Genomic DNA, 25,820 nt, shown 5'->3' with positions numbered 1-25,820 from the left:
GTGCCTCGGTCCTTGACTGTCTTACGCGGCTTCCGCAGCGAGCTTTTGAGCCTTCTCGACGGCTTCATCCATCGACCCGACCATGTAGAAGGCCGCCTCCGGCAGGTGATCGTACTCACCTTCCACCAGACCCTTGAAACCCTTGATGGTGTCTTCCAGCGCGACGAGCTTGCCCGGCGAACCGGTGAAGATCTCGGCCACGAAGAACGGCTGCGACAGGAAGCGCTCGATCTTGCGGGCGCGTGCCACGGAGAGCTTGTCTTCTTCCGAAAGCTCGTCCATGCCGAGAATGGCGATGATGTCCTGAAGTGCCTTGTAGCGCTGAAGGGTGGCCTGCACCGCACGGGCTGTTTCGTAGTGCTCGTCGCCGATGATGCGCGGATCGAGGATACGCGACGTCGAGTCGAGCGGATCCACGGCCGGGTAGATGCCCTTTTCCGCGATCGACCGGTTGAGAACCGTCGTTGCATCAAGGTGGGCAAAGGTCGAGGCCGGCGCCGGATCGGTCAAGTCATCGGCCGGGACGTAGACGGCCTGCACCGAGGTGATCGACCCCTTGGTCGTGGTGGTGATGCGTTCCTGCATCGCACCCATGTCGGTGCCGAGCGTCGGCTGATAGCCCACGGCCGAGGGAATGCGGCCGAGAAGCGCCGACACTTCCGAGCCCGCCTGCGTGAAGCGGAAGATGTTGTCGACAAAGAACAGCACGTCCTGGCCTTCGTCACGGAAATGCTCGGCAACGGTAAGGCCGGTCAACGCCACGCGGGCACGCGCTCCGGGAGGTTCGTTCATCTGGCCGTAGACCAGCGCGCACTTGGACCCCTCGGTGGAACCGTCATTCTCCTTGGGATCGCGGTTGACGTTGGACTCGATCATCTCCCAGTAGAGATCGTTGCCCTCGCGGGTCCGCTCTCCGACACCGGCGAAAACGGAATAGCCGCCGTGCGCCTTGGCGATGTTGTTGATGAGCTCCATGATGAGCACGGTCTTGCCGACGCCGGCACCGCCGAACAGGCCGATCTTGCCACCCTTGGAGTAGGGGGCGAGGAGGTCGACGACCTTGATGCCCGTCACGAGAATTTCCGCGTCGGTGGACTGCTCGGTGAAGCTCGGGGCTTCCTGGTGGATGCCGCGCTTGGCCTCATGGGCGATCGGCCCGGCCTCGTCGACCGGCTCGCCGATGACGTTCATGATACGCCCGAGGGTACCGGCACCGACCGGAACCGAGATCGGCTCCTTGGTGTCGACCACATCCTGGCCGCGAACGAGACCTTCGGTTGCATCCATCGCGATGGTGCGAACCGTGTTCTCGCCAAGGTGCTGGGCGACCTCAAGCACCAGACGGGTGCCGTTGTTGTCCGTTTCCAGCGCGTTCAAGATCGGCGGCAGATGGTCGTCGAACTGTACGTCGACAACGGCGCCGATGACCTGGGTGATCCGTCCGACTGTTTTTTCAGCCATATTGCTATCCTCGTCTAGATCCGGTCAGAGCGCTTCGGCGCCCGAGATGATTTCGATCAGCTCTTTGGTGATCTGGGCCTGACGCTGACGGTTATAGCTCAGCGTCAGCTTGTCGATCATTTCACCGGCATTGCGTGTCGCATTGTCCATCGCACTCATCCGCGCACCCTGCTCGGAGGCGGCATTTTCCAGGAGCCCCCGGAAGATCTGCACCGAGATGTTGCGCGGCAGAAGCTCCGCGAGAATTTCACCCTCGTCGGGCTCGTACTCGTAGACGGCCTCATTGCCCTCCGGCAGCTCGGCCTCCGCGTTCTCGAAGGTCGCCGGAATAAGCTGCTGCGCCGTCGGCACCTGGCTGATCACCGACTCGAAGCGCGAATAGAACAAGGTGCAGACATCGAACTCCCCGTCATCGAACATCTGGCGAACCAGTTCACCGATATCGTCGGCGTTCTCGAAGGCCACACGCTTGACGTGACGAAGCTCGACCGTCTTGACGATGTGCTTGCCAAGATCGCGCTTCAAAATGTCGAAGCCTTTCTTGCCAACGCAGACGATCTTCACGGTCTTGCCGGCCGCGAGCAGTGACTTGGCCCGCTCGCGCGCCAGTTTGGCGATCGACGAGTTGAAGCCGCCGCACAGCCCACGCTCTGCGGTCGCGACAACCAGCAGATGGACATCGTCCCTGCCAGTGCCCGCGAGAAGAAGCGGTGCATCATCGCGCCCCTCGAAAGCGGTGGCAAGATTGGCCAGAACGGCTTCCATGCGTTCCGCATAGGGCCGCGCAGCTTCCGCAGCCTCCTGCGCGCGACGCAGCTTCGCCGCAGCCACCATCTGCATGGCCTTGGTGATCTTCTGCGTCGCCTTAACGGAGGCGATCCGGTTTCTTAGTTCCTTCAGGCTCGGCATGGCCGCCCCTTGTCCTGGATGCCGTCAAACACGCGTCAGGCGAAGTTCTTGGTGAACGCTTCGATCGCAGACTTGAGGCGACCCTCGAGTTCATCGTCGAGCGCCTTCTTCTCCCAGATCGCATCGAGCACATCGGCATGTTCGCCACGAAGGTTGAGCAAAAGCCCGTCCTCGTAGTCGCCCACCCGGTCGACCGCGATCTTGTCCAGATAGCCATTGACGCCGGCATAGATCACGGCGACCTGCTCCTGGGTCTTCAGCGGCTGGAACTGGCCCTGCTTCAAAAGCTCGGTCAACCGCGCACCGCGATTGAGCAAGCGCTGGGTCGTTGCATCAAGGTCGGAGCCGAACTGTGCGAAGGCCGCCATTTCGCGGTACTGCGCGAGTTCGCCCTTGATCTTGCCGGCAACCTGCTTCATCGCCTTGATCTGGGCCGAGGACCCGACACGCGACACCGACAGGCCAACGTTCACAGCCGGACGGATGCCCTGGAAGAACAGGTCGGTCTCAAGGAAGATCTGACCGTCGGTGATCGAGATCACGTTGGTCGGAATGAAGGCCGAGACGTCGTTGCCCTGGGTTTCGATGACCGGCAGCGCGGTCAGCGAACCGGCACCATTGGCGTCGTTCAGCTTCGCCGAGCGTTCCAGCAGGCGGGAATGCAGGTAGAACACGTCGCCCGGGAAAGCTTCACGTCCCGGCGGACGACGAAGCAGCAGGGACATCTGACGATAGGCAACGGCCTGTTTGGTCAGATCGTCATATCCGATCACGGCATGCATGCTGTTGTCGCGAAAATACTCGCCGATGGCGGTTCCGGAGAACGGTGCCAGAAACTGGAGCGGCGCCGGATCGGAAGCGGTCGCGGCGATGATCACGGAATACTCAAGGGCGCCCGACTCCTCGAGCTGCTTGACGAACTGCGCCACAGTCGAGCGCTTCTGACCGACGGCGACGTAGATGCAATAGAGCTTCTCGCCCTCGTTGTCCGTCGCATGCATCGGCTTCTGGTTCAGGAACGTGTCCAGAATGATTGCAGTCTTGCCGGTCTGGCGATCACCGATGACCAGCTCACGCTGGCCACGGCCGACGGGGATCAGAGCATCAATGGCCTTGAGACCGGTCGACATCGGTTCGTGAACGCCCTTGCGCGGCAGAATGCCGGGGGCCTTGACGTCGACGCGGCGCATTTCCGCGGCCTCGATCGGTCCCTTTCCGTCGAGCGGATTGCCGAGCGGATCGACCACGCGCCCCAGCAGACCCTTGCCGACCGGAACCTCGACGATGGCGCCGGTCCGCTTGACCGTATCACCCTCCGAGATGTCTCGATCCGAACCAAAGAGCACCACACCGACATTGTCGGTTTCCAGATTGAGCGCCATCCCTTTGATGCCGCCGGGGAACTCGACCATCTCGCCGGCCTGGACATTGTCGAGGCCATAGACACGAGCGATACCATCACCCACGGAGAGCACCTGACCGACCTCTGAAACTTCGGCTTCCTGGCCGAAATTCTTGATCTGGTCCTTGAGGATGGCGGAGATTTCCGCTGCCCGAATATCCATCAGCCGACCTCTTTCATCGCGAACTTGAGGGAATTGAGTTTTGTCTTGAGCGAAGTATCGATCATGCGGCTGCCGACCTTGACGACAAGGCCGCCGATCAGAGCAGGATCAACCTTCGCGGAGATAGTCACGACCTTTCCGGTCGCAGAATTCAGCGCCTCCTTCAGCGCGGAAAGCTGCGCCTCGGACAGGGCATTTGCCGAAACGACGTCCGCAGCGACCTCGCCGCGACGCCGCGCGACTTCGGCCCGGAAGGCATCGATCATTCCCGGAACCGCGAACAGCCTGCGGTTCTTGGCGGCAAGTTTCAGAAAGCTCGCCGCCAGACCGGACACGCCGGCCTTGTCGAGAACGGCGCTGAGCGCCTTCAACTGTTCGTCGGCGGAAAACACCGGGCTGTAGACAAGACGACGAAGATCGTCGCTGTCCTGAAGCAGCTTCTCGAAACCGGCTAGGGCTTTCTCAACCTCCGCCACGGAGCCCTGCTCCTCTGACAAGTCGAGCAGCGCCGTTGCGTAACGGGAAGCCACACCTGATATGAGAGATACGTTGTCGGTCACAGGGTCCGTGCTCTCTGAGGCGGGTTAGGCCGGAGCTCTCAGCTAGGCTGATTGCAAGGCGTTGGAAAATCTTAACATTTTGAGGAACAGGCGGACCAGCGATCCGGCCCGTTCCCCAAAGCCGCGCTCCGATTACCACAGGGCTTGGAAGGGTGCAACATAGCCACACGGCCCAAATGGAGCAAACCGTCCGGAAAAAGGTCGTAGTGGCGGCCCGGGAGGGCTCCGAACGACCGTGTCACCAGAAACTTTGCGGGTCGATATCGACCTGGACGCGAAGGCCGCCGCGGGCTTTTGGTGCATCGGCAAGCCAGCCACGCAGCAGACCCTGCAGATCCGTCGCGCGCGACGCCATGACAAGGAGGCGAAACCGGTGGCGCCCGCGGACAAGCGCCATCGCTGCCTCCGCCGGCCCGAGCACCGTCAGGTCTGCATCAGCCGGCGAGGCGCGTGCAAGCGCGCGCGCGTGGGCGAGAGCCGCCGCCTTGTCCGGACCCGAAACAATCAGTCCTGCAAGACGCCCGAACGGCGGAAGACCGGCGGCACGCCTGGCCGCAATCTCAGCCTCATAGAAGGCGGCGCCATCTCCGGAGGCCAGCGCCCTGATCACCGGATGCTCGGGGGCATGGGTCTGCAGAAAGCCGCGACCGCCTCCGCCGATACGTCCGGCACGTCCCGTCACCTGTGCAAGAAGCTGGTAGGTGCGCTCGGCCGCCCGTGGATCACCATTCGCCAGCCCGAGATCGGCATCGACGACACCGACCAGCCGCATCAGCGGAAAATTGTGCCCCTTGGCGACCAGTTGCGTGCCGACCACGATGTCGGCACCGCCCTCCTCGATCACGCGCATTTCCCGGCGCAGTCGGTCGGGGCCGCCCTGTATGTCCGACGACAGCACCAGCACCCTTGCATCGGGAAAGGTGTCGGCCGCTTCTTCGGCGATACGCTCAACGCCCGGACCACAGGCCACGAGCGACTGGGTATCGCCGCAGGCCGGACAGTGGTCGGGGGTCGGTTGCGTATGGCCGCAATGGTGACAGGCGAGTTGCTTGCGGAAGCGGTGCTCGACCAGCCAGGCCGTGCAGTTCGGGCACTGAAAGCGGTGCCCGCAGGACCGGCACAGGGTGAGCGGCGCGTAGCCGCGCCGGTTCAGGAACAAAAGCGACTGCCCGCCGCCGGCCAGCGTCTTTGCAATGGAGGTGCGCAACGGCGGCGACAGCCACTGCCCGCGCTCCGGCTTGTCGATGCGCAGATCGACAATCTCGATCTCCGGCAAGGGGGCACCGCTCGCCCGCTCGGGAAGCTCGAGGCGTTTGTACCGCCCCGACAGCGCATTGACCTGACTTTCCACCGACGGTGTCGCGGAGGCGAGAACGACCGGAAAGCGTGAGATGTGACCGCGCACCACCGCCATGTCCCGTGCGTTGTAGGGCACGCGGTCGTCCTGCTTGTAGGCGCCGTCATGTTCCTCGTCGACGACGATGAGACCAAGCTCGGCGAAAGGCAGAAAAAGCGCGGAGCGCGCGCCGACGACAACACGCACCTCGCCGTCCGCCACGCCGCGCCAGACGCGGGCGCGCTGTTTGGGCGTGATTTCGGAATGCCACTCCGCCGGACGCACGGCGAAGCGCCGCTCGAATCGCTCCAGGAACGCACTGGTCAGCGCAATCTCCGGGATCAGCACCAGCGCCTGCCGTCCCTGGCGCAGCACCTCGGCGACCGCTTCCAGATAGACCTCGGTCTTGCCGGAGCCGGTCACGCCGTCGAGAAGGAACGTCTGGAAGCCCTTGCCGATGCTTTGGGTGAGCGTGTCCGCCGCCGCGCGCTGCATCGGTGTCAGCACCGGCGGGCCGAAATCGGGATCCGGGCGCGGCGCGGGGGGAACGGCGGGCATGGAGATGACCTCCAAGGTGCCATGCGCCAGAAGCCCGTCGATCACCGAGGGACTGACGCCCGCGGCGTGCGCCAGCCCGCTCTTCGACCAGGCCATGCCGTCGGCCACCATCTCCAGCACCCGCTTGCGCGCCGGCGTCAGCCGGTCGGGCGGCGCCTCGCCCGGCGCGAGCCGCACGCCGGCGACCGGCGGTTCGGGTTCGAGCGCGTCGGGCGAGCGCAGCACCATTCGCAACACCATGCCGGGCGTGGCCAGCGTCCAGTTGGCGACCCATTCGACCAGTGCCCGCAGGTCGGGACCAAGGGGCGGGGCCTGGTCGTAGTGATGCAGGATATCCTTGAGCCGGGCGGCCGGAATTTCGGCGGCCACCTCGCCGTCGAGGATCTCCCAGACTGCGCCGATCACTTCGCGAGGGCCGAGCGGCACACGCACGATCGCACCCGGCTCCACGCTCATCCCCGGCGGGACCCGGTAGCTGTAGGCCATTCCGATCGCCACCGGCAGCAGCACGCGCGCCACCACCAGCGGATCGGACCCGAACAGATCTTGCACGGCGGTTCGGGGGGACGGATTTTCGGTCATGGATCCTTGCGGGCTGTGGCAATGGCGCCACGCGGGAGCGGCGGCGCGGGCGAATCGGGACTGTCGTTGCAGGCTATCCTAGGGTATGGAGACGCTCGACCGCATCAATTCCGGACCCGCGTCCGAACACGTCAGGGAGCACGCGCCGCCATGAAATTCTTCGTCGACACCGCCGATACCGGGGATATCAAGGACCTTGCCGCCACCGGCCTGCTCGACGGCGTCACCACCAACCCTTCGCTCATCCTAAAGGCCGGCCGGCCGATGAAGGATATCATTGCCGAGATCTGCGACCTTGTCGAAGGTCCCGTCTCAGCCGAGGTGACGGCGACCAACGCCGACGCGATGATCGCGGAAGGCCGGGCCCTGGCCGGCATCGCCGACAACATCGCGGTCAAGCTGCCGCTGACGCTCGACGGCCTGAAGGCCTGCCGCACACTCACCGGCGAAGGCCTCATGGTCAACGTTACCCTGTGCTTTTCGGCCAACCAGGCCCTGCTCGCCGCCAAGGCCGGCGCGACCTTCGTCTCGCCCTTCATCGGCCGTCTCGACGACATCAACATCGATGGCATGGACCTGATCCGCGAGATGCGCATCATCTATGACAACTACGATTTCGAGACCGAAATCCTCGCCGCCTCGATCCGCACCGCCAATCACGTCAAGGACTGCGCGATGGTGGGCGCCGATGTCGCCACCGTGCCGCCGGCCGTGCTCAAAGGCCTGGTCAAGCACCCGCTGACCGACAAGGGGCTGGAGCAGTTCCTCGCCGACTGGGCCAAGACCGGCCAGAGCATTCTCTGATATCGCTTGCGCGCGGGGCGGACATTCCGTTCCCGCCCGCTGGCCGTGCTAACTTCTTTTCATGACCGACGGCGATTCGCTCCTCGTATCGGCCCGACCCGACGTCAATGCCGCGATGGACGACTGGCTCGACCATCTCGGCTCCGAACGGCGGCTGGCTGACAAGACCCTCATCGCCTATGAGCGCGATGTGCGCCAGTTCCTGCGCTTTCTCACCAACCATCTGGGCGCACCGCCCGCCATTTCCGACCTGTCGGACCTGAAACCTCTCGATTTTCGCGGATTTCTCGCGGATCGTCGCCGCGCCGGTGCCGAGAGCCGCTCGCTTGCGCGCGGGCTTTCCGGGCTGCGGTCCTTTCTCGGGTTTCTGGAACGCCGCGGTGAGATCAATGCCGCTGCGGCCGCTGCGGTTCGTGCCCCGCGCCAGCCGCGCTCACTGCCCAAGCCGGTCTCCGCCGGCGATGCCATGACCCTTGTCGACGCGGACAGCGGCATGGACGATGAGCCGTGGATCGCCGCGCGCAACGCCGCCGTTCTCACCCTGCTCTACGGCTGCGGGCTGCGGCTGTCGGAGGCGCTGTCGCTCACGGGGCGCACCGCCCCGCGCAAGGGCGCGCAAACGCTCCTGATCCGAGGCAAGGGCGGGCGCGAGCGGATCGTCCCCCTGCTGCCGGTGGTGAGCGAGGCGATCGCGGCCTATCTGGCCGCCTGCCCCTATGTTCCCGAGCCCGACGGGCCGCTGTTTCTGGGGGCGCGGGGCGGCCCGCTCAGCCCGCGGATCGTGCAATACGCCATGGCGCGCATGCGATCCGTTCTCGGTCTTCCCGACAGCGCAACACCGCATGCGCTACGCCATTCCTTCGCAACCCACCTGCTCGCCGGCGGCGGTGACCTGCGCACGATCCAGGAGTTGCTGGGGCATGCCAGCCTGTCGTCGACCCAGATCTACACCGAAGTGGACGCCGCGCGCCTTCTGGAGAGTTACGACCAGGCGCACCCGCGCGGACGAGACAGAGTCCGGCGCGACTGACCGCCAGCATTCGCGACACAGTGCGGTTCCGCTTGCAGTCGCTCCCGGAAAACCTCAGACTCTGCTCATGGCAATCGGAAACGCGCCCCTCGGAACTGTAACTGCGGTGTTGTTCGCGCTCGCGTTTTACACAGGCATGGCACCCGAGCGTGCCAGGGCGCAGGACCCCTGCCGCATTCCCGAGACCGGGCACTGGATCAACCCCTCCGCCCGCACGCAACAGATCCGGCGCATCGAGATCGAAAGCGACTGCAAGAGCGGGCAACTTGTCGCCCGGATGCGCGCCTTTACGAAATGCGCCCCGCGTGATTGCAAATGGGGTTGGACGGAGGTCTATCGCACGTCCAACGGACGGCTTTTCGCGCGTTTTGCCGGGTTTTTCGGATCGCGTGAGATCCAGGTGATTCCTATGGGCAACCGGATCGAGGCCCTCGTCACCATCGACCCTCACGACCCCAAGGAACCCGACGCTTTCCACGCGGCCATTCTGTCGCGCGAATAACGCCCGCCGGCCTTCAACGGCACGCGACTGGCCGACGGCACCGCTACGCGTTATTGTTTACGTAGCGTCATCCGCCAGGTTCGGCAATCCCGCCAATGCGGAGGGCGTGTGATGCGCGCGGCTCCCGCCGCGTCTCGCCAACGGAGGAGACCACCATGCGTATTCTGACCGGATTGACGAGTGTTGCCGCCCTTGTCGCCTTCACCACGGCGCCCGCCATCGCGGAGTGCAACTGGATGAAGAGCGCACAGTCCAAGATGTCGCCTGTCGCAAACGTTGAAGCGCCACCGATGGATGCAATCGCCACCAACGACCTCAGCGACGAACTGGTGGAAGCCGGGGAAGCCGAGGCAAAGGCCGCGCCTCTGCTCGAGGACGAAAAAGCGGCGGATTAAACGACACGCGCCGCTGATCCGACAAGACAACGCCCGCCTTTCTCGCGAAGGGCGGGCGTTTTTTCGTCGTCATGAAGAGCCGTCGGCAGCTGTCCGCCGGCACTGCGTTTAAGAAGTCAGGCGTGGATCGGCTTGGCAAAGGCCGCCATGGCGGCTTCCTTGACGGCTTCACTCATTGTCGGATGCGCATGGCAGGTGCGTGCAAGGTCCTCCGACGACCCTCCGAATTCCATAAGCACCGCCGCTTCGTGGATCATCTCGCCGGCGCCGTGGCCGATGATGTGGACGCCGAGAACCTTGTCGGTCTCCTTGTCCGCCAGAACCTTCACAAAGCCCTCGGTGTGGTTCATCGCCTTGGCCCGACCATTGGCCATGAAGGCGAACTTGCCGACCTTGTAGTCGACCCCTTCCGCCTTCAGCTGCTCTTCCGTCATGCCGACGTCGGCGACTTCCGGGCTCGTGTAGACGACGCCCGGGATCACGCCGTAGTTCACGTGACCGGCCTGACCGGCCAGGATTTCGGCGAGCGCGACGCCCTCGTCCTCCGCCTTGTGCGCCAGCATCGGGCCGGCAATCACGTCGCCGATGGCATAGATGCCCGGCACATTGGTCTGATAGTGCTCATCCGTCTTCACCCGGCCGCGCTCATCAAGCGCAATCCCGGCATCTTCCAGCCCGAGACCGGCGGTCACCGGACGGCGGCCGATGGCGACCAGCACCACGTCGGCCTCAAGCGTTTCCGCAGCCGCCTCGCCGCCCGCCGCCGGCTCCACGGTCACGGCGAGCTGCTTGCCCTTCTTCTCCACGGCGGTCACCTTGGAGGACAGATGGAAGGTCATGCCCTGCTTCTTCAGGATGCGCTGGAAGTTCTTCGAGACGTCCGCGTCCATCGGGCCGAGGATCTTGTCCATGAACTCGACCACGACAACCTCGGATCCGAGGCGACGCCAGACGGAGCCGAGCTCCAGCCCGATAACACCCGCACCGACGACGATCAGCTTGTTCGGCACCTTGTCGAGCTCGAGCGCTCCGGTGGACGACACGACCTGCTTCTCGTCGATCTCGACGCCGGGAAGCGGCGCAACGTCCGAGCCGGTCGCGATCACGATCGACTTCGCCTCGAAGATCTGCGTGGACCCATCTTCGGCCTTCACCTCGACACGGCCGGCGGAAAGGATCCGTCCTGTCCCGTGATGGGCGGTGATCTTGTTCTTCTTGAACAGGTAGTCGATGCCGCCGACGTTGCCGTCGATGGTCTTCTGCTTGTGGCCCATCATGGCCTTGAGATCGAGCTTGGGCTTGCCGACCTTGATGCCGAAGTCCTCGAAGCTGTGACCGGCCTCCTCGAAGAGTTCCGAGGTGTGCAGCAGCGCCTTGGAGGGAACGCAGCCGATGTTCAGGCAGGTGCCGCCATGGGTGGCGCGCTTTTCCACCACGCCGACCTTCAGGCCAAGCTGGGCCGCCTTGATGGCGCACACATAGCCGCCAGGACCGGTTCCGATGACGAGAAGATCATAGTCTGCCATTGCAAGTCGCCTCATTGTTCACAGCATGCAGCCCCGATACGGTCGGCGCCTGGAAATCGTGTCTCGCGGTCCGGCGTGGAAGCCCCGGCACCGCGCTCAGGTGTGAAACCGGACGCCCGGAGGCGTCGATCCGCTTTCTCTTGTCTGTTCGTCGGCCGGCCCTAGCGCTCGGAAAGGGCCAGCCTGAGGCCGAAACCGGCAAACGCAACCGCAACCGTGCGCCGGATCCATGCCATGGCGCGTGCATTGCGCAACACCCGTTCGCCGGCGGCCGCTGCAAAAAATCCGTAGACCACGAAAACCGCGAAGGTCATGGCCATGAATACCAGCCCCATCCCCACCATCTGTGCGGCCGGAGACCCGGCCTGCGGCGCGACGAACTGGGGAAGGAAGGCCAGAAAGAACACCGTCAGCTTCGGGTTCAAGACATTGATCAGGCACCCCGTGCGCGCGATCTTCGTCCAGCCTGGCGGCACCGAGGCGCTGTTGTCGCCAGACGCGAGCGGTCCCGCCTCGCGCAGCGTTTGCCAGGCCAGATAAAGCAGATAGGCCGCGCCGGCGTATTTCACCGCCTGGAACACGAGCGCGCTGGCATGCAGCAAGGCCGCCAGACCGGCGACCGATGCCAGGATCGCCGGGACGATCCCGAGCGTGCACCCGAGCGCGGCAGCGACGCTCGCGGCCCGGCCGCGCGCAAGCCCCGTGGCAACCGTATAGATGACCCCGGTTCCCGGGATCATGACCACGATCAGCGCTGCAACGAGGAACTCTGTCCCCATGCGTTTCTCCCGCTCGGGTTCCGCCGGGCCTCTAAAGGTCGAGGACGAGGCGCTGGATGTCCTCCAGGCTCTCCTTGACGCGGACGAGGAAGGTCACCGCCTCCTTGCCGTCGACGATGCGGTGGTCGTAGCTGAGCGCCAGATACATCATCGGGCGCGCGACGATTTCGCCGTTTACGACCATCGCCCGCTCCTGGATCTTGTGCATGCCAAGGATGCCGGACTGCGGCGCATTGAGGATCGGCGAGGACATCAGCGAGCCGTAGACGCCGCCGTTGGAAATGGTGAAGGTGCCGCCCTGCATCTCGGCCATGCCGAGCTTGCCGTCGCGCGCCTTGAGGCCCAGGCCCGAAATGGTCTTCTCGATCTCGGCGATCGACATCTGGTCGGCGTCGCGAACCACCGGCACGACCAGGCCGCGATCCGTACCGACCGCAACGCCGATGTGGCAGAAGTTCTTGTAGATCACGTCGGTGCCGTCGATCTCGGCGTTCACCGCCGGAACCTCCTTCAGCGCATGGCAAACAGCCTTGGTGAAGAAGCCCATGAAGCCGAGCTTCACACCGTGCTTCTTCTCGAAGAGCTCCTTGTACTGCTTGCGCAGGTCCATGACCGGACCCATGTCCACCTCGTTGTAGGTGGTGAGCATCGCTGCGGAATTCTGTGCGTCCTTCAACCGGCGCGCGATGGTCTGGCGCAGCTTGGTCATGCGCACGCGCTCTTCACGGGGCTCGTCGTCCGCAGACGCAGCCGGACGTTCCGCAGCGGCGGTCGATGTGGACGATGTGGACGAGTCCGTCATGCCGGAGGCAACAGCGGCGATCACGTCGCCCTTGAGCACCTGACCGCGCTTGCCGCTGCCGGAGACCTGATCGGCGGACACGCCCTTTTCCTGCATCATCTTGGACGCGGACGGCGCGGGCGGCATGTCGGTGCCTGAGGTCTTCGCCGGGGCCGGCGTTGCCGCGGCCTTGGCGGCGGGTGCCGCGGCCCCCTCGCCCGGAGCGATCTTCAACAGCAACTGGTTGGGGGTTACCGTGTCGCCTGTGGCAACGGCGATCTCCACAACGGTGCCGGCGACCGGCGACGGAATTTCCTGTGCAGCCTTGTCGGTTTCAAGTTCGACCAGAATGTCGTCGGCCTTCACGGTGTCGCCGACCTTGACGAACCATTCGCCGACGTCGGCTTCCGTCACGCTTTCGCCGGCGGCGGGAACGACGACATCAACCGTCTCCTGCGCGCCTTTGCTGTCCTCTTTCGGTTCCTCGGCCTTGGCATCCGATTTCGCGGCGGCAGGCTTTGCAGCCGCGCCATCGCCTTCCTCGATCTGACCGAGAAGCGTTCCGACTTCAACGGTATCGCCTTCCTTCACGAGAAGATCTCCGAGCGTTCCCGAGGCCGGGGCCGGCACTTCGACCGTTACCTTGTCGGTTTCCAGTTCGACAATCGGTTCGTCGGCGGAAACGGCATCGCCGGGCTTCTTGTACCACTGCGCGATCGTGGCCTCGGTAACGGACTCGCCAAGGGTGGGCACTCGGATTTCGGTCGCCATGATTTCAGTCTCTTTCATCCAATGGCAGCGCAGACCTTGCATCGATCCGCGTGCGAAATGTCGGGGCGCCATCCGCCCCCTGGCCTTTCCGCCGCCCGGTGTTCCCCGGCCGGCCGAAGGTCACGAAATGCTCCAACGGGCCCCGGCCACACCCTTCCGGCGGTCGGGGCCAAAGCGTCAATCTGCGAAAGCCTCGTCAAGGAAGGCCTGCAACTGGGCGAGGTGCTTGGACATCAGGCCCGTGGCGGTCGCCGCGGAGGCGGCCCGTCCGATATAACGCGGCCGGGTGTGTTTGGCCTCGATCTGGGTCAGGACCCATTCGACATAGGACTGGATGAAGAACCATGACCCCATGTTCTTCGGTTCTTCCTGGCACCAGACGATGTCGGCATCCTTGAAGCGTCCAAGCTCGGTCACCAGCGCCTTCGTGGGGAACGGATAGAGCTGCTCGACGCGCAGGAGATAGACATCGTCGATGCCGCGTTTCTCGCGTTCTTCGAAGAGGTCGAAATAGACCTTGCCCGAACACAGCACGACCCGGCGGATCTTCTCGTCCGCCACCAACTTGATGCCGGCCTCGGGATCCAACTGCGCATCGTCCCAAAGCAGCCGGTGAAAGGTCGATCCATTGGTGAACTCGTCCACCCGGCTCACGGCGCGCTTGTGGCGCAGAAGCGACTTCGGCGTCATCAGGATCAATGGCTTGCGGAAGTCGCGCTTGAGCTGGCGACGCAGGATGTGGAAGTAATTCGCCGGTGTCGTGCAGTTGGCCACCTGCATGTTGTCTTCCGCGCACATCTGCAGGAAACGCTCGAGGCGTGCGGAGGAATGCTCCGGCCCCTGTCCCTCATAGCCGTGCGGCAGCAAACACACGAGACCCGACATGCGCAGCCACTTGCGTTCTCCCGACGACAGGAACTGGTCGAAGACCACCTGCGCGCCGTTGGCGAAATCTCCGAACTGACCTTCCCAAAGGGTCAGAGCGTTCGGCTCGCTCAGCGTGTAGCCGTATTCGAAACCAAGCACCGCCTCTTCCGAGAGCATCGAATTGATGACCTCGTAGCGCGACTGGCCGTCACCGAGATGGTTGAGCGGAATGAACCGGCTTTCGTCTTCCTGGTCGTAGAGAACGGAGTGGCGCTGCGAGAAGGTGCCGCGCTCGCAATCCTGTCCCGAAAGCCGCACCGGATGTCCGTCCAGAAGAAGCGAGCCGAAGGCCATCGCCTCGGCGGTCGCCCAGTCGAACCCTTTCCCGGACTCGAACATTTTCTTGCGGTTGTCGAGAAAGCGGCGAATCGTGCGGTGGACGTTGAAACCCTCGGGAACGCTCGTGAACGCCTTGCCCATGCGCTCGATGTCATCGGCCGAGACACTGGTCTGTCCCCGTCGGGGATCTTCCAGATCCTTCGCCTGCTTCATGCCGGCCCATTTGCCGTCCAGCCAGTCGGCCTTGTTCGGCTTGTATGCCTGACCTGCCTCGAATTCGCTGTCCAGACGCGCCCGGATGTCTCCGCGCATCTTTTCCAGCTCCTCGGAGGTGATCACGCCCTCCTTGATCAACTTTTCCGCGTAGATCTGCAGCGTCGTCGGATGCTTGCGGATCTTGCGGTACATGATGGGCTGGGTGAACGCCGGCTCGTCGGACTCATTGTGGCCGAAGCGGCGGTAGCAGATCATGTCGATCACGACCGGCTTGCCGAAGAGCTGGCGGAACTCGGTTGCGACCTTCGCGGCGTAGACGACCGCTTCCGGATCGTCGGCGTTGCAATGGAAGATCGGCGCCTCGATCATTTTCGCCACATCCGAAGGATAGGGCGAGGAGCGCGAGAAGCGCGGATTGGTGGTAAAGCCGATCTGGTTGTTGATGATCACGTGGATCGAACCGCCGGTGCGATGGCCGCGCAGGGACGACAGGCCCAGGCATTCCGCCACCACGCCCTGACCGGCGAACGCCGCATCGCCGTGGAGCAACAACGGCAGAACCTTGGAGCGGTCCACCTCGGTCGTCTCGATGAAGCGTCCGTCGACGGCCGACAGCTGGTCCTGCTTGGCGCGGGCCTTGCCGAGCACCACCGGGTCGACGATCTCCAGATGCGACGGGTTGGCGGTCAGCGACAGATGCACCTGGTTGCCGTCGAACTCGCGATCCGACGATGCGCCAAGGTGATACTTGACGTCGCCGGAACCTTCCACATCGTCGGGCGTGAAGGAGCCGCCCTTGAACTCGTGGAAGATCGCGCGCAGCGGCTTGCCCATCACCTGCGACAGGATGTTGAGCCGGCCGCGGTGAGCCATGCCCAGCACGATTTCCTCAACGCCCAGCGCACCGCCGCGCTTGATGATCTGCTCGAGCGCGGGCAGAAGCGCCTCGCCGCCGTCAAGACCGAAGCGCTTCGTGCCGGTGTATTTGACATCAAGAAACTTCTCGAAGCCCTCCGCTTCCAGCAGCTTGTTCAGGATCGCGTGCTTGCCCTTGGACGTGAACTCGATTTCCTTGTCCGGCCCTTCGATGCGCTCCTGAATCCACGCCTTTTCGGACGGATTGGAGATATGCATGAACTCCACACCCAGCGTGGAGCAATAGGTCCGCTTCAGGATGCTCAGCATCTCGCGGAGCGTCGCGAATTCCAGTCCGAGCATGTAATCGATGAAGATCTTGCGATCCCAGTCGGCCTCGGTGAAACCGTAGGCGGAAGGGTGCAACTCTTCCTGGTCGACCTGCTCCTTGAGATGCAGCGGGTCGAGATCGCCATGCAGGTGACCGCGCATGCGATAGGCGCGGATCATCATCAGCGCCCGCACCGAATCGCGCGTCTGCTGCTGGACGTCCGCGTCGCTCAGCGGCTTTCCGGCCGCCGCCGCCCTGGACTTGATCTTGTCGCCCAAAGCCTTTTCGGCCGGCGCCCAATTGCCGTCAAAGGCATTGACGAGGTCGCCATTGGCCGTCACCGGCCAGTCGCTGCGCTTCCAGGAGGCGCCGCGCGCCTCTTTCAGCACATCCGCCTTGTCGTCGGGGAGATTTGAGAAGAACTCGCGCCACGTCTCGTCGAGAGAGGACGGGTCTTCCTTGAAGCGCGCATAGAGATCTTCAATATACGCCGCGTTGCCGCCGTATAAAAACGACGTCATCGCGAATGCAGTGTTCGCGTCTTGCCGAGCCATCACAAAAGCGGGGTATCCCCCGCCCGCCTGTTGAGGGGAGCCCTTTCACGCAGCGCCCCAGAGAACGGATGTGGGATGGGCAGGCGCAGGGCGTGTCCCGCGCCAACCCCATTGTCAGTCCATACAGTCCCATCGGTACACGGGAACGTGCCCCAAGGGAAGGTCCCGTGGCCGATATGGTGCTGCGGTCACGGTTAATTTCCCGTGACCACGTGGGATCAGCCCTTCAGAACTTCAAGAAGGGTTTCGCCAAGCTTGGCGGGAGATGGCGAAACCCTGATCCCGGCCGATTCCATCGCCGCAATCTTGTCCTCGGCACCGCCCTTGCCGCCGGAAATCACGGCACCGGCATGACCCATGGTGCGACCCGGAGGCGCCGTGCGGCCGGCGATGAAGCCGGCCATCGGCTTGGAACGGCCCTTTTTCGCTTCGTCCTTGATGAACTGCGCGGCCTCTTCCTCGGCCGAGCCGCCGATCTCGCCGATCATGATGATCGACTGCGTCTCGTCGTCGGCGAGGAACATCTCCAGGATGTCGATGAACTCGGTGCCCTTGACCGGATCGCCACCGATGCCGACGGCCGTGGTCTGGCCGAGGCCCGCGTTGGTCGTCTGGAACACCGCCTCATAGGTCAGCGTGCCGGAGCGCGAGACGACGCCGACCGAGCCCTTCTTGAAGATGGAGCCCGGCATGATGCCGATCTTGCATTCTTCCGGCGTCAGCACGCCGGGACAGTTCGGCCCGAGCAGACGCGAGTTGGACTTCTCCAGCCGACGCTTGACCTTGACCATGTCGGCAACCGGAATGCCTTCCGTGATGCAGACGATGAACGGCACCTCGGCGTCGATCGCCTCGATGATCGCGGCGCCCGCGCCTGCCGGCGGGACGTAGATCACGGATGCGTCGGCACCGGTCGCCTCCTTCGCTTCGCCGACGGTGGCGAAGATCGGAAGGTTCGCGGCGCCATCGAGACCGGACGACCAGGTTTCGCCGCCCTTCTTCGGGTGCACGCCGGCCACCATCTTGGTGCCGTAATACTCAAGCGCCTGTTCCGTGTGGAACGTGCCGGTCTTGCCGGTCAGCCCCTGAACGATGACCTTGGTATCCTTGTTGACGAGAATGGACATTATGCGCCCCCCTTCACGGCCTTGACGATCTTCTGCGCCGCATCGTCGAGATCGTCGGCGGCGATGACGTTCAGGCCGCTTTCATTGATGATCGTCTTGCCCTGTTCCACGTTCGTGCCCTCGAGGCGCACGACGAGGGGAACCTGAAGGCCGACGTCCTTCACGGCCGCGACCACGCCTTCCGCGATGACGTCGCAGCGCATGATGCCGCCGAAGATGTTGACCAGGATGCCCTTCACGTTCGGGTCCGACGTGATGATCTTGAAGGCCGCGGTGACCTTTTCCTTGGAGGCGCCGCCACCGACGTCCAGGAAGTTGGCGGGCTCCGCCCCATAGAGCTTGATGATGTCCATGGTCGCCATGGCAAGGCCCGCGCCGTTGACCATGCAGCCGATGTCGCCGTCGAGCGCCACATAGGCGAGGTCGTATTTGGACGCCTCGATTTCCTTGGCGTCTTCCTCGGTCTTGTCGCGCAGCGCCATGATGTCGTCGTGGCGGAAGAGCGCATTGCCGTCGAAGGAGACCTTGGCGTCGAGGACGCGCAGGTGGCCGTCCTTCATGACGATCAGCGGGTTGACCTCGAGCAGCGCCATGTCCTTCTCGACGAAGGCAGTGTAGAGGATCGGGAAGAGCGTCATGCCGTCGGTGCGCGCGTCGCCATCAAGCTTCAGCGCATCGCAGAGCTTGGCCGCATCGGCCTCGGTCACGCCCGTGTCCGGGTCGATCGGCAGCGTGACGATCTTGTCCGGCGTCTCTTCGGCCACCGCCTCGATGTCCATGCCGCCTTCCGTCGAGACGACGAAGGCCGGACGGCCGACGGTGCGGTCGACGAGGATGGAAAGATACAGCTCGCTCTCGATGTCGGCGCCGTCCTCGATGTAGAGGCGGTTGACGACCTTGCCGGCATCGCCGGTTTGCGCGGTCACCAGCGTGTTGCCGAGCATGTCGGTCGCGTGGGACTTGACCTCGTCAATCGAGAAGGCCAGGCGAACGCCGCCCTTGGCGTCGGGGCCGAGTTCCTTGAACTTGCCCTTGCCGCGCCCGCCGGCGTGGATCTGCGACTTCACCACCCAGAGCGGACCGGGAAGCTGCTTTGCGGCTGCCTCGGCCTCGTCGGCGGAAAAGATGGGCACGCCGTTTGCGACAGGCGCGCCAAAGGCCTTGAGCACCTGCTTGGCCTGGTATTCATGGATATTCATGCGTCACTCCCCCAGTGTCGGAGACGGTTCGCGTCATGCGAAACGGGAGGCTCGAGGCCTCCCGCATGTCTTGGTTCAGGCCAGCGCCGGCTGGATCTTCTTGCAGGCCTCGATCAGCCCGTCGACGGAGGCGACGGATTTGTCGAACATCGCCTTTTCGTCCGAGTTCATCTCGATCTCGATGACCCGCTCCACTCCATTGGCGCCGATCACGACCGGCACCCCGACATAGGTGTCGCTGAGGCCGTACTGACCGGTCAGATGCGCGGCGCAGGGCACGACGCGCTTCTTGTCTTTCAGGTAGCTCTCGGCCATGGAGATCGCGGAGGATGCCGGCGCATAGAAGGCCGAACCGGTCTTCAGCAGGCCGACGATCTCCGCACCGCCGTCACGGGTACGCTGGACGATTTCCTCAAGACGATCGGCGGTGCACCAGCCCATCTTGACCAGGTCGGGCAGCGGAATGCCGCCAACGGTCGAGTAGCGGGTCAGCGGCACCATCGTGTCGCCGTGGCCGCCAAGAACGAAGGCCGTGACGTCTTCCACGGAGACGTCGAACTCTTCGGCCAGGAAATAGCGGAAGCGGGCGCTGTCGAGCACGCCGGCCATGCCGACGACCTTGTTCGCCGGCAGGCCGGAGAACTTCTGCAGCGCCCAGACCATCGCGTCGAGCGGGTTGGTGATGCAGATGACGAACGCGTCAGGTGCATGCGCCTTGATGCCGGCGCCGACCTGCTCCATCACCTTCAGGTTGATCTCCAGAAGATCGTCGCGGCTCATGCCCGGCTTGCGCGGCACGCCGGCGGTAACGATCACCACGTCCGAACCGGCAATCTGTTCGTAGGAGTTCGCACCGGACATCTTGGCATCGAAGCCGTCGACGGGCGAGGATTCAGCAAGGTCGAGCGCCTTGCCCTGGGGGGTTCCTTCGGCAATGTCGAAGAGCACGATGTCGCCGAGTTCCTTCAGGCCGGCGAGGTGGGCGAGCGTGCCGCCAATCTGTCCCGCGCCGATCAGAGCGATCTTGTTCCGAGCCATATCCTATTGCTTCCCTTTACGTAAAATGGAGCACTTACCGCCATCAACGGTCGCGCATGGCGATAAACCCTTTGGCGCCGGGGCGCAAGCCAATCGAAGGGATAGGGTGCCCGGGTGCCCTATGAGTCACCCTCGCTCAGCCAGTCCTCGGACCGCATCTCGATGAGGCGCGAGACCGTGCGCTGGAACTCGAAGGATTCGGTCCCGGTTGTGGCCACATAGAGCCCGTCCGGCTCGGCCTCGGCCGAAAGGATCAGCTTGTTGCGGTTGTTGTAGAGCGTGTCGATCAGGTTGATGAAGCGCTTGGCCGCGTTGCGCTGCGGCAGGTCCATGACCGGCACGTTCTCGATCACGAAGGTGTGGTAGGAGAGCGCCAGGCGCTGGTAGTCGGCCGCGCCGAGCGGCGTCTCGCAAAGCTCCGCAAAGGTGAAACGGGCAACGCCTGCGGCCGTCCGCGACACGCGGATATGCCGACCCTTGACCTCCAGTTCCTCGCTGTGCGCCTTCAGACCATGGGTCAGCTTGCGCCACAGATTCTCGACGCCCGCCTCCGCTTCCGGTCCGAGCGGCGTGAGATACAGCGGCGCGCCCGCGAGCTTTTCCAGCCGGTAATCTGTACGCGCGTCGAGGCAAACCACGTCGACCCGGGTTTTCAAAAGCTCGACGAACTCCATGAAATGCCCCCGGTTGAGTCCGTCCTTGTAAAGATCGTCCGGGGCGACGTTCGATGTCGCAACGACCACGACGCCCTGCTCGAACAGCCGGGTGAACAGGCGACCCAGGATCATCGCATCGGCAATGTCGGTGACGGTGAATTCATCGAAACACAGCAGCCGGGTCTCCTGGGAAAGCTCGGCGGCAACCGGCGGGATCGGGTCGTCGCCGGCGATCTCGCCGTCACGGATCGCGCCGCGGACACGATGCACCCGTTCGTGCACATCGGCCATGAACTCATGAAAATGCACCCGCCGCTTCTTGCGCGCGACCGCGATGTCGAAAAACAGGTCCATGAGCATGGTCTTGCCGCGCCCGACCTTGCCCCAGACGTAAAGTCCCTTGGTGATTTCGCGCGCCGACCCCCGCTTGCCGAAAATCCAGCCGAGCGCGCTTTTCTTGGACGCCGGGCCGGTTTCCGCCAGAACCGCGTTCAAACGGTCAAGGGCCGCCACGACCTCGGCCTGGGCGGGGTCATACTCGATCTCGCCGGCCTCGATCAGCGCCTTGTAGCGCCCGTCGACAGTGTGGGTCGTGGCGATGGGGGAGGATCTGGCGCCCGATATGGTCATTGCCCGCATTCCTCAGGCGCCGGAAGCGGTACGACAGGCTTTGGCCGGCAGGAACCGGGACCTGGAGGCATAACCGGAATAAGCGTCACGTGACCCTCGCAAGCAGCGTTCACGATGCGTGGGATACCTTGCCGGGCCGGTGGCAGCAAGACGCTACCGGCGTGCAAAGCCGTCCGGCAGGCCGGGACACGGCCGACAGCCCCCGTTTCGCGCCTCAACCGTTGCCGGAAGCCTCCGGCAGGAACGCTGCGTCGACCGGGACCTGCAGCCCGGTTGCCAGCCGGTTGGTCTCGCTCGCCATGCCAACGATTGCGAGGAGTTCCCCGAGTTGTTTTTCACTGATCCCCTTGGCCCGCGCGGCGGCCGTATGCGAGCGAATGCAATATTCGCATCCATTCACGATCGACACGGCCACATAGAGCATTTCCTTCGTCAGCGGATCAATTTCGCCGGGGCCCATCACCTCTTTCAGACTGCCCCATGTCCGTTCCAGAAGCGCTGGATCGTTGGCGAGAACCCGCCAGAAGTTGTTGATGAAATCCGTGTTGCGGGTGGTCTTTATGTCCTCGACCACGGCGGCTGAGCGTTCAGGCATCGCGGCATCGTTCAGAACGGGCCAGATCGACATCGGGTTTCTCCAGTGGTCTGCGGCGCGCCCGCGGTTTAACGGAACACGGAGATCGGGACGCCACTTGCGGTCCGACCCGAAAAGCGTTCGGCGCCCGTCGAATAGAGTTCGGCTATGGTGGCTCCTTCACCGTCCTTCAGACTCACCTGCTTGCCTTGAAGATCCCAGGCCGAAACAGTCTGCAGGTTCGGTGTCGCACAGCCGCGGGAATTGGCGCGGTACCCGCCTTTCCAGGTGGTCAGTGTCATGAAGAGCTTGCAGTTGTCGGCACCGGATGCCAGCGACCACCCTCCAAGCATGTCACTGCGCCCGATTTCGCGCGCAGTCGGGGGCGGCCCACCGGCGAGCGGATCGACGCCGGCCACCTGGGTTTCGCCATCGAGAGGCGCCGTCCCGTCAAGGGTCGCGGTGTCCTGAGGGTTGAAGCTCGGGTCGAGCGGCTCGAGCGACTGGCTCGCAACCGGCGCGGTCGGCGTTGCCGGCAACGGTGCCGAGCGGCTGCCGTAACCAAGCCGCTGGCACCCTGCAAGCGCGAGGGTCACGCAGATGACGGCGGTCATCTGCTTGCTCAGCCGAGCCGTTCGAAGCGGGGCGGTTCGGATCATGCGCTGTTCTTCCTTGTGCTGTCCGTCCGGCGGGAATTCGGTGTCGCAGTCTAGGGTGTGGACCCAAATGGGCACTGCCCATGACGATCCTCGACGTTTATGGTGACCAAATCGTTGACGCAACCGTCAAGCTTGCCATCAAAGTGCCGCAGTAAAGCGGCCAGAGTGTGAGTTCGGTCTGGGGAGACCTTCCAGGGAGTGGCGCAACACAGTCAGGAGCGCCCCATGCCGCACACATCAAAAGCCGGTTCAACCGGCTACTATCGCAAGCTCACCTTCGCAGACCAGGCGCGGTTTCGCGACCATCTGCTCCGCCTCGATCCATGCGCGCGACGTGCCCGGTTTGCGATGCCGGCAAGCGACGCCTTTCTGCGCTGCTATTCGGAAACCAGTTTTTCGCTGGACGCCGTTCTGCACGGCTACGTCGTCGACGGACATCTGCGGGCCGTTGCGGAACTGCGCCCCTGCGGCGACGTGCGAACCGCGGAAGCCGCGTTTTCCGTGGAAGAGACCTGCCGCCTCAGCGGCGTCGGCACGCGGCTAATGGAGCTCACACTGATCGCCGCCCGCAACCGGGGCTGCCATCACATCTATATGAACTGCCTTGCGACCAACCGGGCAATGCAGCAGCTTGCCCGCAAGTTCACCAAGGACCTCACCTTCGAGATGGGCGACATCGTCGGCCGCATCGATCCGCGTTCGGCTTCCCCGTTCAGCCACATCCGGGAACAGACCTCGGATTTCTTCGGCGTCCTCGGCGAAGTCGTCGACGGCTCGCGCACACTGCTGCGAAGCCGGACGTGACCTGTACGCGCGGTCGGGTCGGGAGCGCATCATGCGGACTGGCGCCAGGCGCCCGTGACGGACCGACAGCCGGCGAATCGCTGCTCTATGTCGCGGCGCAGCGCGGAGAACGTCTTCCGCGCCTGCTCGATCGGGCTCATCGTGCTCCGCCCGGGTTCGACGGCCCACCGGGCGTGGCGCGTCGGCCATGGCCACACGTCCACTGGCGTGTCTTCCACGTCCGGGCCAAGCGCGATGACCATGTCCGGCGATGGCGCATGGGGGAGCGCAAACAGTTCCCAGGACTTGGGCGCGAGTCCGCCGGCCGGGATGCCGTTTTCCGCAAGAACGCGCGCTGTCGCCGGCGCCAGATGGCTGGCGGGAACAAGGCCGGCGGAAAATGCGCGCACGCTGCCGTCGCTGATTGCATTGAGGCAGGCCTCGGCCATCGGGCTGAGACCGGCATTGTCATTGCACACAAACAAGATCGTCGTCGCCATGCTCGTTCCTGCCGCCAGCGTCGAGCCCCTCGCAGCCCGCAGCGACCTATAGCGAAACGGCAAAACGGCAATATGACGAAACGCGGACGAGGTCCGGCAAATTCATGACGATTTCCAGATCGCCGACCTATGCCGCGGAAAAGCTGTCGAAGGCGGCAAGCGCCTCCGCGCCGTAGATCATCGACGGGCCACCGCCCATGTAGACGGCAACACCTATGGCTTCCATCACCTCCTCACGCGTCGCGCCGTATCGGGCGGCGGCCTTGGCGTGATAGGCGAGACAGCCGTCGCACCTGACCGTGATGCCGATGGACAGCGCGATCAGCTCCTTGGTCTTGGAATCGAGGGCGCCTTCGCCGATGGCCGAGCGGGCGATCTCGTGAAACCCCTTCGCCACGCCGGGGATGCCCGTGCGAAGCTCCGCCATGCGGGCATCGGTCTGGGCGATGAAGGCGTTCCAGTCACTGACGGCCATACGTCTGTCTCCTTGATGTCTTGATGGCCTTGCGGGCCATTTGCCCAAGACACAGCATCGCCGCGCGCGCAGCGCCATGCGCTGGATCAAATCCCTGCAAGAACGGGCCGCAACCTTGACGCAGGCCCGAAAAGGGCGAACACAATCGGGGAGGAACGCCCCCCTAGCACGACAGGACAGATTTCATGCCCTTTGCCATCTGGTGCATTCTCGCCGCCGCCATTCTGCCGATCCTTTCCGCCTTTCCGGCGAAACTCTCCAAGGATTTCGACAATGCGAACCCGCGCGATCCCGACTACTGGAGAACGGGCTTTCGCGCGCACGCCGCCGCCGCCCAGGCAAATGGCTTCGAGGCGTTTCCGATCTTCGCCGTCGCGGTCATCGTCGGCCTGTGGCAGGGCGGCGACGCCGCCTGGATCGACCGGCTCGCCGGCCTCTTCATCGGCGCGCGGCTGATCTATGTGTTTTGCTACTGGAGCGACCGCGCCACCCCGCGCTCGATCGCCTGGGCCGTCGGCTTCATTTCGACAATCGCGATCTTCACCAGCCCGGTGTGGAGCTGAGGGGGAGCAGGATACCTCCATCACTCAAGCGCAAAAATGCATCGCACACCAAAAAGAGGAAATTTGCACGCTTAGCGTGTGCAAAGCGCAATTGACCACACGGAGAGATACTGTCAGTTCATTCATAATCTTTGAATTAAAGGGACCGATTAGATGAAGAAGTTTTTTGCAATATGTGCTGTAGCCCTTGGATCAGTGAGCGGCCACGCATCCGCTGCTGACCTCTCTTACAATCGCTTTGATCAGCAATATGACTGGAGCGGGTTTTACGCCGGTGCGCACGCCGGTTATGGCTGGATCAAGGGGGCCGACTCCTTCGGCAGCTCCGACCGGTTCGACGGCTTCCTGGGTAGCGCACACGCGGGTTACATTTACATGTTCCAGCAGTTCCTGTTCGGCGTCGAGATCGACGGCAGCCTGCTCGACATCAACGGAACGACAAACCTGGGCAACAAGGAAGAAGCAAAGTGGCTGGCGTCCGCTCGGCTTCGCGCCGGCTTTACGCATGACCGGTTCCTGGTTTTCGCTACCGGCGGCATCAGCGCGGCCGGCGTGGAGTTTACCAACCCGGAGCCGGCGTGAGCGACTCCAACACACATATCGGCTGGGTCCTCGGCGCCGGTGTCGAGGCCTTTGTGACGGAAACCGTCTCGGCCGGTGTCGAGTATCAGCATCACGACTTCGGCAGCAAGAATTACAATATAGGCGGCGCGACCTTCGGCCTAAAGGGTCAGCTTGACCTCGTTCGAGCTCGGATCAACTACCACTTCTAGACGCTGCCGCCGGCATGCCGAGAGGAGGCACCGGGCCTGTGTTGGTGCTCTCCCAAAGCCTTCGGTCTCTACAAGCCGGGCGGATCGCGCATGATCCGTCCGCTCTTGCGGTTCATTTTCGA

Annotated in this window: 25 protein-coding genes; 8 read left to right on the top strand and 17 right to left on the bottom strand. The window is 63.8% G+C overall.

Annotated features, from left to right (window positions below; genetic code table 11):
• Nucleotides 1–21: 21 nt before the first annotated feature.
• The 5 genes from atpD to BLU32_RS20335 form a co-directional block, all read right to left on the bottom strand.
• Nucleotides 22–1,461: a F0F1 ATP synthase subunit beta gene (gene atpD, locus BLU32_RS20355; protein ID WP_093809988.1), complete on the bottom strand. Its 1,440-nt coding sequence runs from the start codon at nt 1,459–1,461 to the stop codon at nt 22–24.
• 24 nt (nt 1,462–1,485) lie between these two features.
• Nucleotides 1,486–2,370, bottom strand: a complete 885-nt coding sequence (locus tag BLU32_RS20350) for a F0F1 ATP synthase subunit gamma (RefSeq protein WP_093809986.1) — start codon at nt 2,368–2,370, stop codon at nt 1,486–1,488.
• A 35-nt stretch (nt 2,371–2,405) separates the two neighbouring features.
• A complete protein-coding gene (gene atpA / locus BLU32_RS20345) occupies nt 2,406–3,935 on the bottom strand; it encodes a F0F1 ATP synthase subunit alpha (RefSeq protein ID WP_093809984.1) in 1,530 nt (509 codons plus the stop codon).
• Nucleotides 3,935–4,495, bottom strand: coding sequence for a F0F1 ATP synthase subunit delta (locus BLU32_RS20340; protein ID WP_093809982.1), 561 nt, complete (start codon nt 4,493–4,495; stop codon nt 3,935–3,937). Before BLU32_RS20340 ends, atpA begins: the two co-directional genes overlap by 1 nt.
• 238 nt (nt 4,496–4,733) lie before the next feature.
• Nucleotides 4,734–6,971, bottom strand: a complete 2,238-nt coding sequence (locus tag BLU32_RS20335) for a primosomal protein N' (protein WP_093809980.1) — start codon at nt 6,969–6,971, stop codon at nt 4,734–4,736.
• A gap of 150 nt (nt 6,972–7,121) precedes the next feature.
• Between BLU32_RS20335 and fsa the strand changes: the two genes are divergently transcribed.
• The 4 genes from fsa to BLU32_RS20315 all read left to right on the top strand — a co-directional run bounded on the left by fsa (nt 7,122) and on the right by BLU32_RS20315 (nt 9,702).
• Nucleotides 7,122–7,775, top strand: a complete 654-nt coding sequence (fsa, locus tag BLU32_RS20330) for a fructose-6-phosphate aldolase (RefSeq protein WP_093809978.1) — start codon at nt 7,122–7,124, stop codon at nt 7,773–7,775.
• A 61-nt stretch (nt 7,776–7,836) separates the two neighbouring features.
• On the top strand, nt 7,837–8,805 hold the full coding sequence (locus BLU32_RS20325) for a tyrosine recombinase XerC (RefSeq protein WP_093809976.1): 969 nt from the start codon (nt 7,837–7,839) through the stop codon (nt 8,803–8,805).
• 67 nt (nt 8,806–8,872) lie between these two features.
• Nucleotides 8,873–9,307, top strand: coding sequence for a hypothetical protein (locus tag BLU32_RS20320; protein ID WP_093809974.1), 435 nt, complete (start codon nt 8,873–8,875; stop codon nt 9,305–9,307).
• Between the two features lie 155 nt (nt 9,308–9,462).
• Nucleotides 9,463–9,702, top strand: a complete 240-nt coding sequence (locus BLU32_RS20315) for a hypothetical protein (RefSeq protein ID WP_093809972.1) — start codon at nt 9,463–9,465, stop codon at nt 9,700–9,702.
• A 116-nt stretch (nt 9,703–9,818) separates the two neighbouring features.
• Here BLU32_RS20315 and lpdA read toward each other — a convergent pair whose 3' ends face one another.
• From lpdA to BLU32_RS20265, 10 genes are all read right to left on the bottom strand, one after another.
• A complete protein-coding gene (lpdA, locus tag BLU32_RS20310) occupies nt 9,819–11,228 on the bottom strand; it encodes a dihydrolipoyl dehydrogenase (RefSeq protein WP_093809970.1) in 1,410 nt (469 codons plus the stop codon).
• 161 nt (nt 11,229–11,389) lie between these two features.
• Complete coding sequence (locus BLU32_RS20305) at nt 11,390–12,007, bottom strand: LysE family translocator (protein WP_093809968.1); 618 nt, start codon at nt 12,005–12,007, stop codon at nt 11,390–11,392.
• Nucleotides 12,008–12,038: 31 nt separating this feature from the next.
• Complete coding sequence (gene odhB, locus BLU32_RS20300) at nt 12,039–13,559, bottom strand: 2-oxoglutarate dehydrogenase complex dihydrolipoyllysine-residue succinyltransferase (protein ID WP_093811400.1); 1,521 nt, start codon at nt 13,557–13,559, stop codon at nt 12,039–12,041.
• Nucleotides 13,560–13,736: 177 nt separating this feature from the next.
• Nucleotides 13,737–16,721 carry a 2-oxoglutarate dehydrogenase E1 component gene (locus BLU32_RS20295; protein ID WP_093809966.1) on the bottom strand — a complete coding sequence of 995 codons (2,985 nt, stop codon included), beginning with the start codon at nt 16,719–16,721 and terminating at the stop codon, nt 13,737–13,739.
• Nucleotides 16,722–16,939: 218 nt separating this feature from the next.
• A complete protein-coding gene (gene sucD / locus BLU32_RS20290) occupies nt 16,940–17,848 on the bottom strand; it encodes a succinate--CoA ligase subunit alpha (RefSeq protein WP_093809964.1) in 909 nt (302 codons plus the stop codon).
• Nucleotides 17,848–19,047 (bottom strand): ADP-forming succinate--CoA ligase subunit beta, encoded by a 1,200-nt coding sequence (sucC, locus tag BLU32_RS20285; protein ID WP_093809962.1) that lies wholly within the window; start codon nt 19,045–19,047, stop codon nt 17,848–17,850. The genes sucD and sucC overlap by 1 nt, the downstream gene beginning before the upstream one ends.
• Before the next feature lie 75 nt (nt 19,048–19,122).
• On the bottom strand, nt 19,123–20,085 hold the full coding sequence (gene mdh, locus BLU32_RS20280; protein WP_093809960.1) for a malate dehydrogenase: 963 nt from the start codon (nt 20,083–20,085) through the stop codon (nt 19,123–19,125).
• 119 nt (nt 20,086–20,204) lie between these two features.
• Nucleotides 20,205–21,371, bottom strand: coding sequence for a cell division protein ZapE (zapE, locus tag BLU32_RS20275; RefSeq protein ID WP_093809958.1), 1,167 nt, complete (start codon nt 21,369–21,371; stop codon nt 20,205–20,207).
• Between the two features lie 214 nt (nt 21,372–21,585).
• Nucleotides 21,586–21,999, bottom strand: coding sequence for a carboxymuconolactone decarboxylase family protein (locus BLU32_RS20270; RefSeq protein ID WP_093809956.1), 414 nt, complete (start codon nt 21,997–21,999; stop codon nt 21,586–21,588).
• A gap of 35 nt (nt 22,000–22,034) precedes the next feature.
• Nucleotides 22,035–22,604: a protease inhibitor Inh/omp19 family protein gene (locus tag BLU32_RS20265; protein WP_208976935.1), complete on the bottom strand. Its 570-nt coding sequence runs from the start codon at nt 22,602–22,604 to the stop codon at nt 22,035–22,037.
• A gap of 225 nt (nt 22,605–22,829) precedes the next feature.
• On the opposite strand from BLU32_RS20265, the gene BLU32_RS20260 reads away from it, so the two are divergent.
• A complete protein-coding gene (locus tag BLU32_RS20260) occupies nt 22,830–23,408 on the top strand; it encodes a GNAT family N-acetyltransferase (RefSeq protein ID WP_093809954.1) in 579 nt (192 codons plus the stop codon).
• Between the two features lie 29 nt (nt 23,409–23,437).
• Here BLU32_RS20260 and BLU32_RS20255 read toward each other — a convergent pair whose 3' ends face one another.
• Both BLU32_RS20255 and BLU32_RS20250 read right to left on the bottom strand, forming a co-directional pair.
• Nucleotides 23,438–23,887, bottom strand: coding sequence for a hypothetical protein (locus tag BLU32_RS20255; RefSeq protein ID WP_093809952.1), 450 nt, complete (start codon nt 23,885–23,887; stop codon nt 23,438–23,440).
• A 127-nt stretch (nt 23,888–24,014) separates the two neighbouring features.
• Nucleotides 24,015–24,362 carry a carboxymuconolactone decarboxylase family protein gene (locus tag BLU32_RS20250; protein WP_093809950.1) on the bottom strand — a complete coding sequence of 116 codons (348 nt, stop codon included), beginning with the start codon at nt 24,360–24,362 and terminating at the stop codon, nt 24,015–24,017.
• Nucleotides 24,363–24,547: 185 nt separating this feature from the next.
• Between BLU32_RS20250 and BLU32_RS20245 the strand changes: the two genes are divergently transcribed.
• From BLU32_RS20245 to BLU32_RS20235, 3 genes are all read left to right on the top strand, one after another.
• Nucleotides 24,548–24,925 carry an MAPEG family protein gene (locus tag BLU32_RS20245; protein WP_093809948.1) on the top strand — a complete coding sequence of 126 codons (378 nt, stop codon included), beginning with the start codon at nt 24,548–24,550 and terminating at the stop codon, nt 24,923–24,925.
• 153 nt (nt 24,926–25,078) lie between these two features.
• On the top strand, nt 25,079–25,507 hold the full coding sequence (locus tag BLU32_RS20240; RefSeq protein ID WP_093809946.1) for an outer membrane protein: 429 nt from the start codon (nt 25,079–25,081) through the stop codon (nt 25,505–25,507).
• Entirely contained in the window at nt 25,504–25,698 is a 195-nt protein-coding gene (locus BLU32_RS20235) for an outer membrane protein (RefSeq protein WP_093809944.1), read from the top strand. The genes BLU32_RS20240 and BLU32_RS20235 overlap by 4 nt, the downstream gene beginning before the upstream one ends.
• The last annotated feature ends 122 nt before the right edge of the window (nt 25,699–25,820 follow it).

Origin of the sequence: Stappia sp. ES.058, from assembly GCF_900105595.1 — a bacterium.
Lineage (GTDB): Bacteria > Pseudomonadota > Alphaproteobacteria > Rhizobiales > Stappiaceae > Stappia.
Note: the sequence above shows the minus strand (reverse complement) of the source record. Positions and strands in the feature narration are given on the sequence as shown.

Coding starts and splice junctions, on each gene's coding strand:
- atpD (WP_093809988.1), bottom strand. CDS start 1,461: ATGGCTGAAAAAACAGTCGGACGGATCACCCAGGTCATCGGCGCCGTT.
- BLU32_RS20350 (WP_093809986.1), bottom strand. CDS start 2,370: ATGCCGAGCCTGAAGGAACTAAGAAACCGGATCGCCTCCGTTAAGGCG.
- atpA (WP_093809984.1), bottom strand. CDS start 3,935: ATGGATATTCGGGCAGCGGAAATCTCCGCCATCCTCAAGGACCAGATC.
- BLU32_RS20335 (WP_093809980.1), bottom strand. CDS start 6,971: ATGACCGAAAATCCGTCCCCCCGAACCGCCGTGCAAGATCTGTTCGGG.
- fsa (WP_093809978.1), top strand. CDS start 7,122: ATGAAATTCTTCGTCGACACCGCCGATACCGGGGATATCAAGGACCTT.
- BLU32_RS20325 (WP_093809976.1), top strand. CDS start 7,837: ATGACCGACGGCGATTCGCTCCTCGTATCGGCCCGACCCGACGTCAAT.
- BLU32_RS20320 (WP_093809974.1), top strand. CDS start 8,873: ATGGCAATCGGAAACGCGCCCCTCGGAACTGTAACTGCGGTGTTGTTC.
- BLU32_RS20315 (WP_093809972.1), top strand. CDS start 9,463: ATGCGTATTCTGACCGGATTGACGAGTGTTGCCGCCCTTGTCGCCTTC.
- lpdA (WP_093809970.1), bottom strand. CDS start 11,228: ATGGCAGACTATGATCTTCTCGTCATCGGAACCGGTCCTGGCGGCTAT.
- BLU32_RS20305 (WP_093809968.1), bottom strand. CDS start 12,007: ATGGGGACAGAGTTCCTCGTTGCAGCGCTGATCGTGGTCATGATCCCG.
- odhB (WP_093811400.1), bottom strand. CDS start 13,559: ATGGCGACCGAAATCCGAGTGCCCACCCTTGGCGAGTCCGTTACCGAG.
- BLU32_RS20295 (WP_093809966.1), bottom strand. CDS start 16,721: ATGGCTCGGCAAGACGCGAACACTGCATTCGCGATGACGTCGTTTTTA.
- sucD (WP_093809964.1), bottom strand. CDS start 17,848: ATGTCCATTCTCGTCAACAAGGATACCAAGGTCATCGTTCAGGGGCTG.
- sucC (WP_093809962.1), bottom strand. CDS start 19,047: ATGAATATCCATGAATACCAGGCCAAGCAGGTGCTCAAGGCCTTTGGC.
- mdh (WP_093809960.1), bottom strand. CDS start 20,085: ATGGCTCGGAACAAGATCGCTCTGATCGGCGCGGGACAGATTGGCGGC.
- zapE (WP_093809958.1), bottom strand. CDS start 21,371: ATGACCATATCGGGCGCCAGATCCTCCCCCATCGCCACGACCCACACT.
- BLU32_RS20270 (WP_093809956.1), bottom strand. CDS start 21,999: ATGTCGATCTGGCCCGTTCTGAACGATGCCGCGATGCCTGAACGCTCA.
- BLU32_RS20265 (WP_208976935.1), bottom strand. CDS start 22,604: ATGATCCGAACCGCCCCGCTTCGAACGGCTCGGCTGAGCAAGCAGATG.
- BLU32_RS20260 (WP_093809954.1), top strand. CDS start 22,830: ATGCCGCACACATCAAAAGCCGGTTCAACCGGCTACTATCGCAAGCTC.
- BLU32_RS20255 (WP_093809952.1), bottom strand. CDS start 23,887: ATGGCGACGACGATCTTGTTTGTGTGCAATGACAATGCCGGTCTCAGC.
- BLU32_RS20250 (WP_093809950.1), bottom strand. CDS start 24,362: ATGGCCGTCAGTGACTGGAACGCCTTCATCGCCCAGACCGATGCCCGC.
- BLU32_RS20245 (WP_093809948.1), top strand. CDS start 24,548: ATGCCCTTTGCCATCTGGTGCATTCTCGCCGCCGCCATTCTGCCGATC.
- BLU32_RS20240 (WP_093809946.1), top strand. CDS start 25,079: ATGAAGAAGTTTTTTGCAATATGTGCTGTAGCCCTTGGATCAGTGAGC.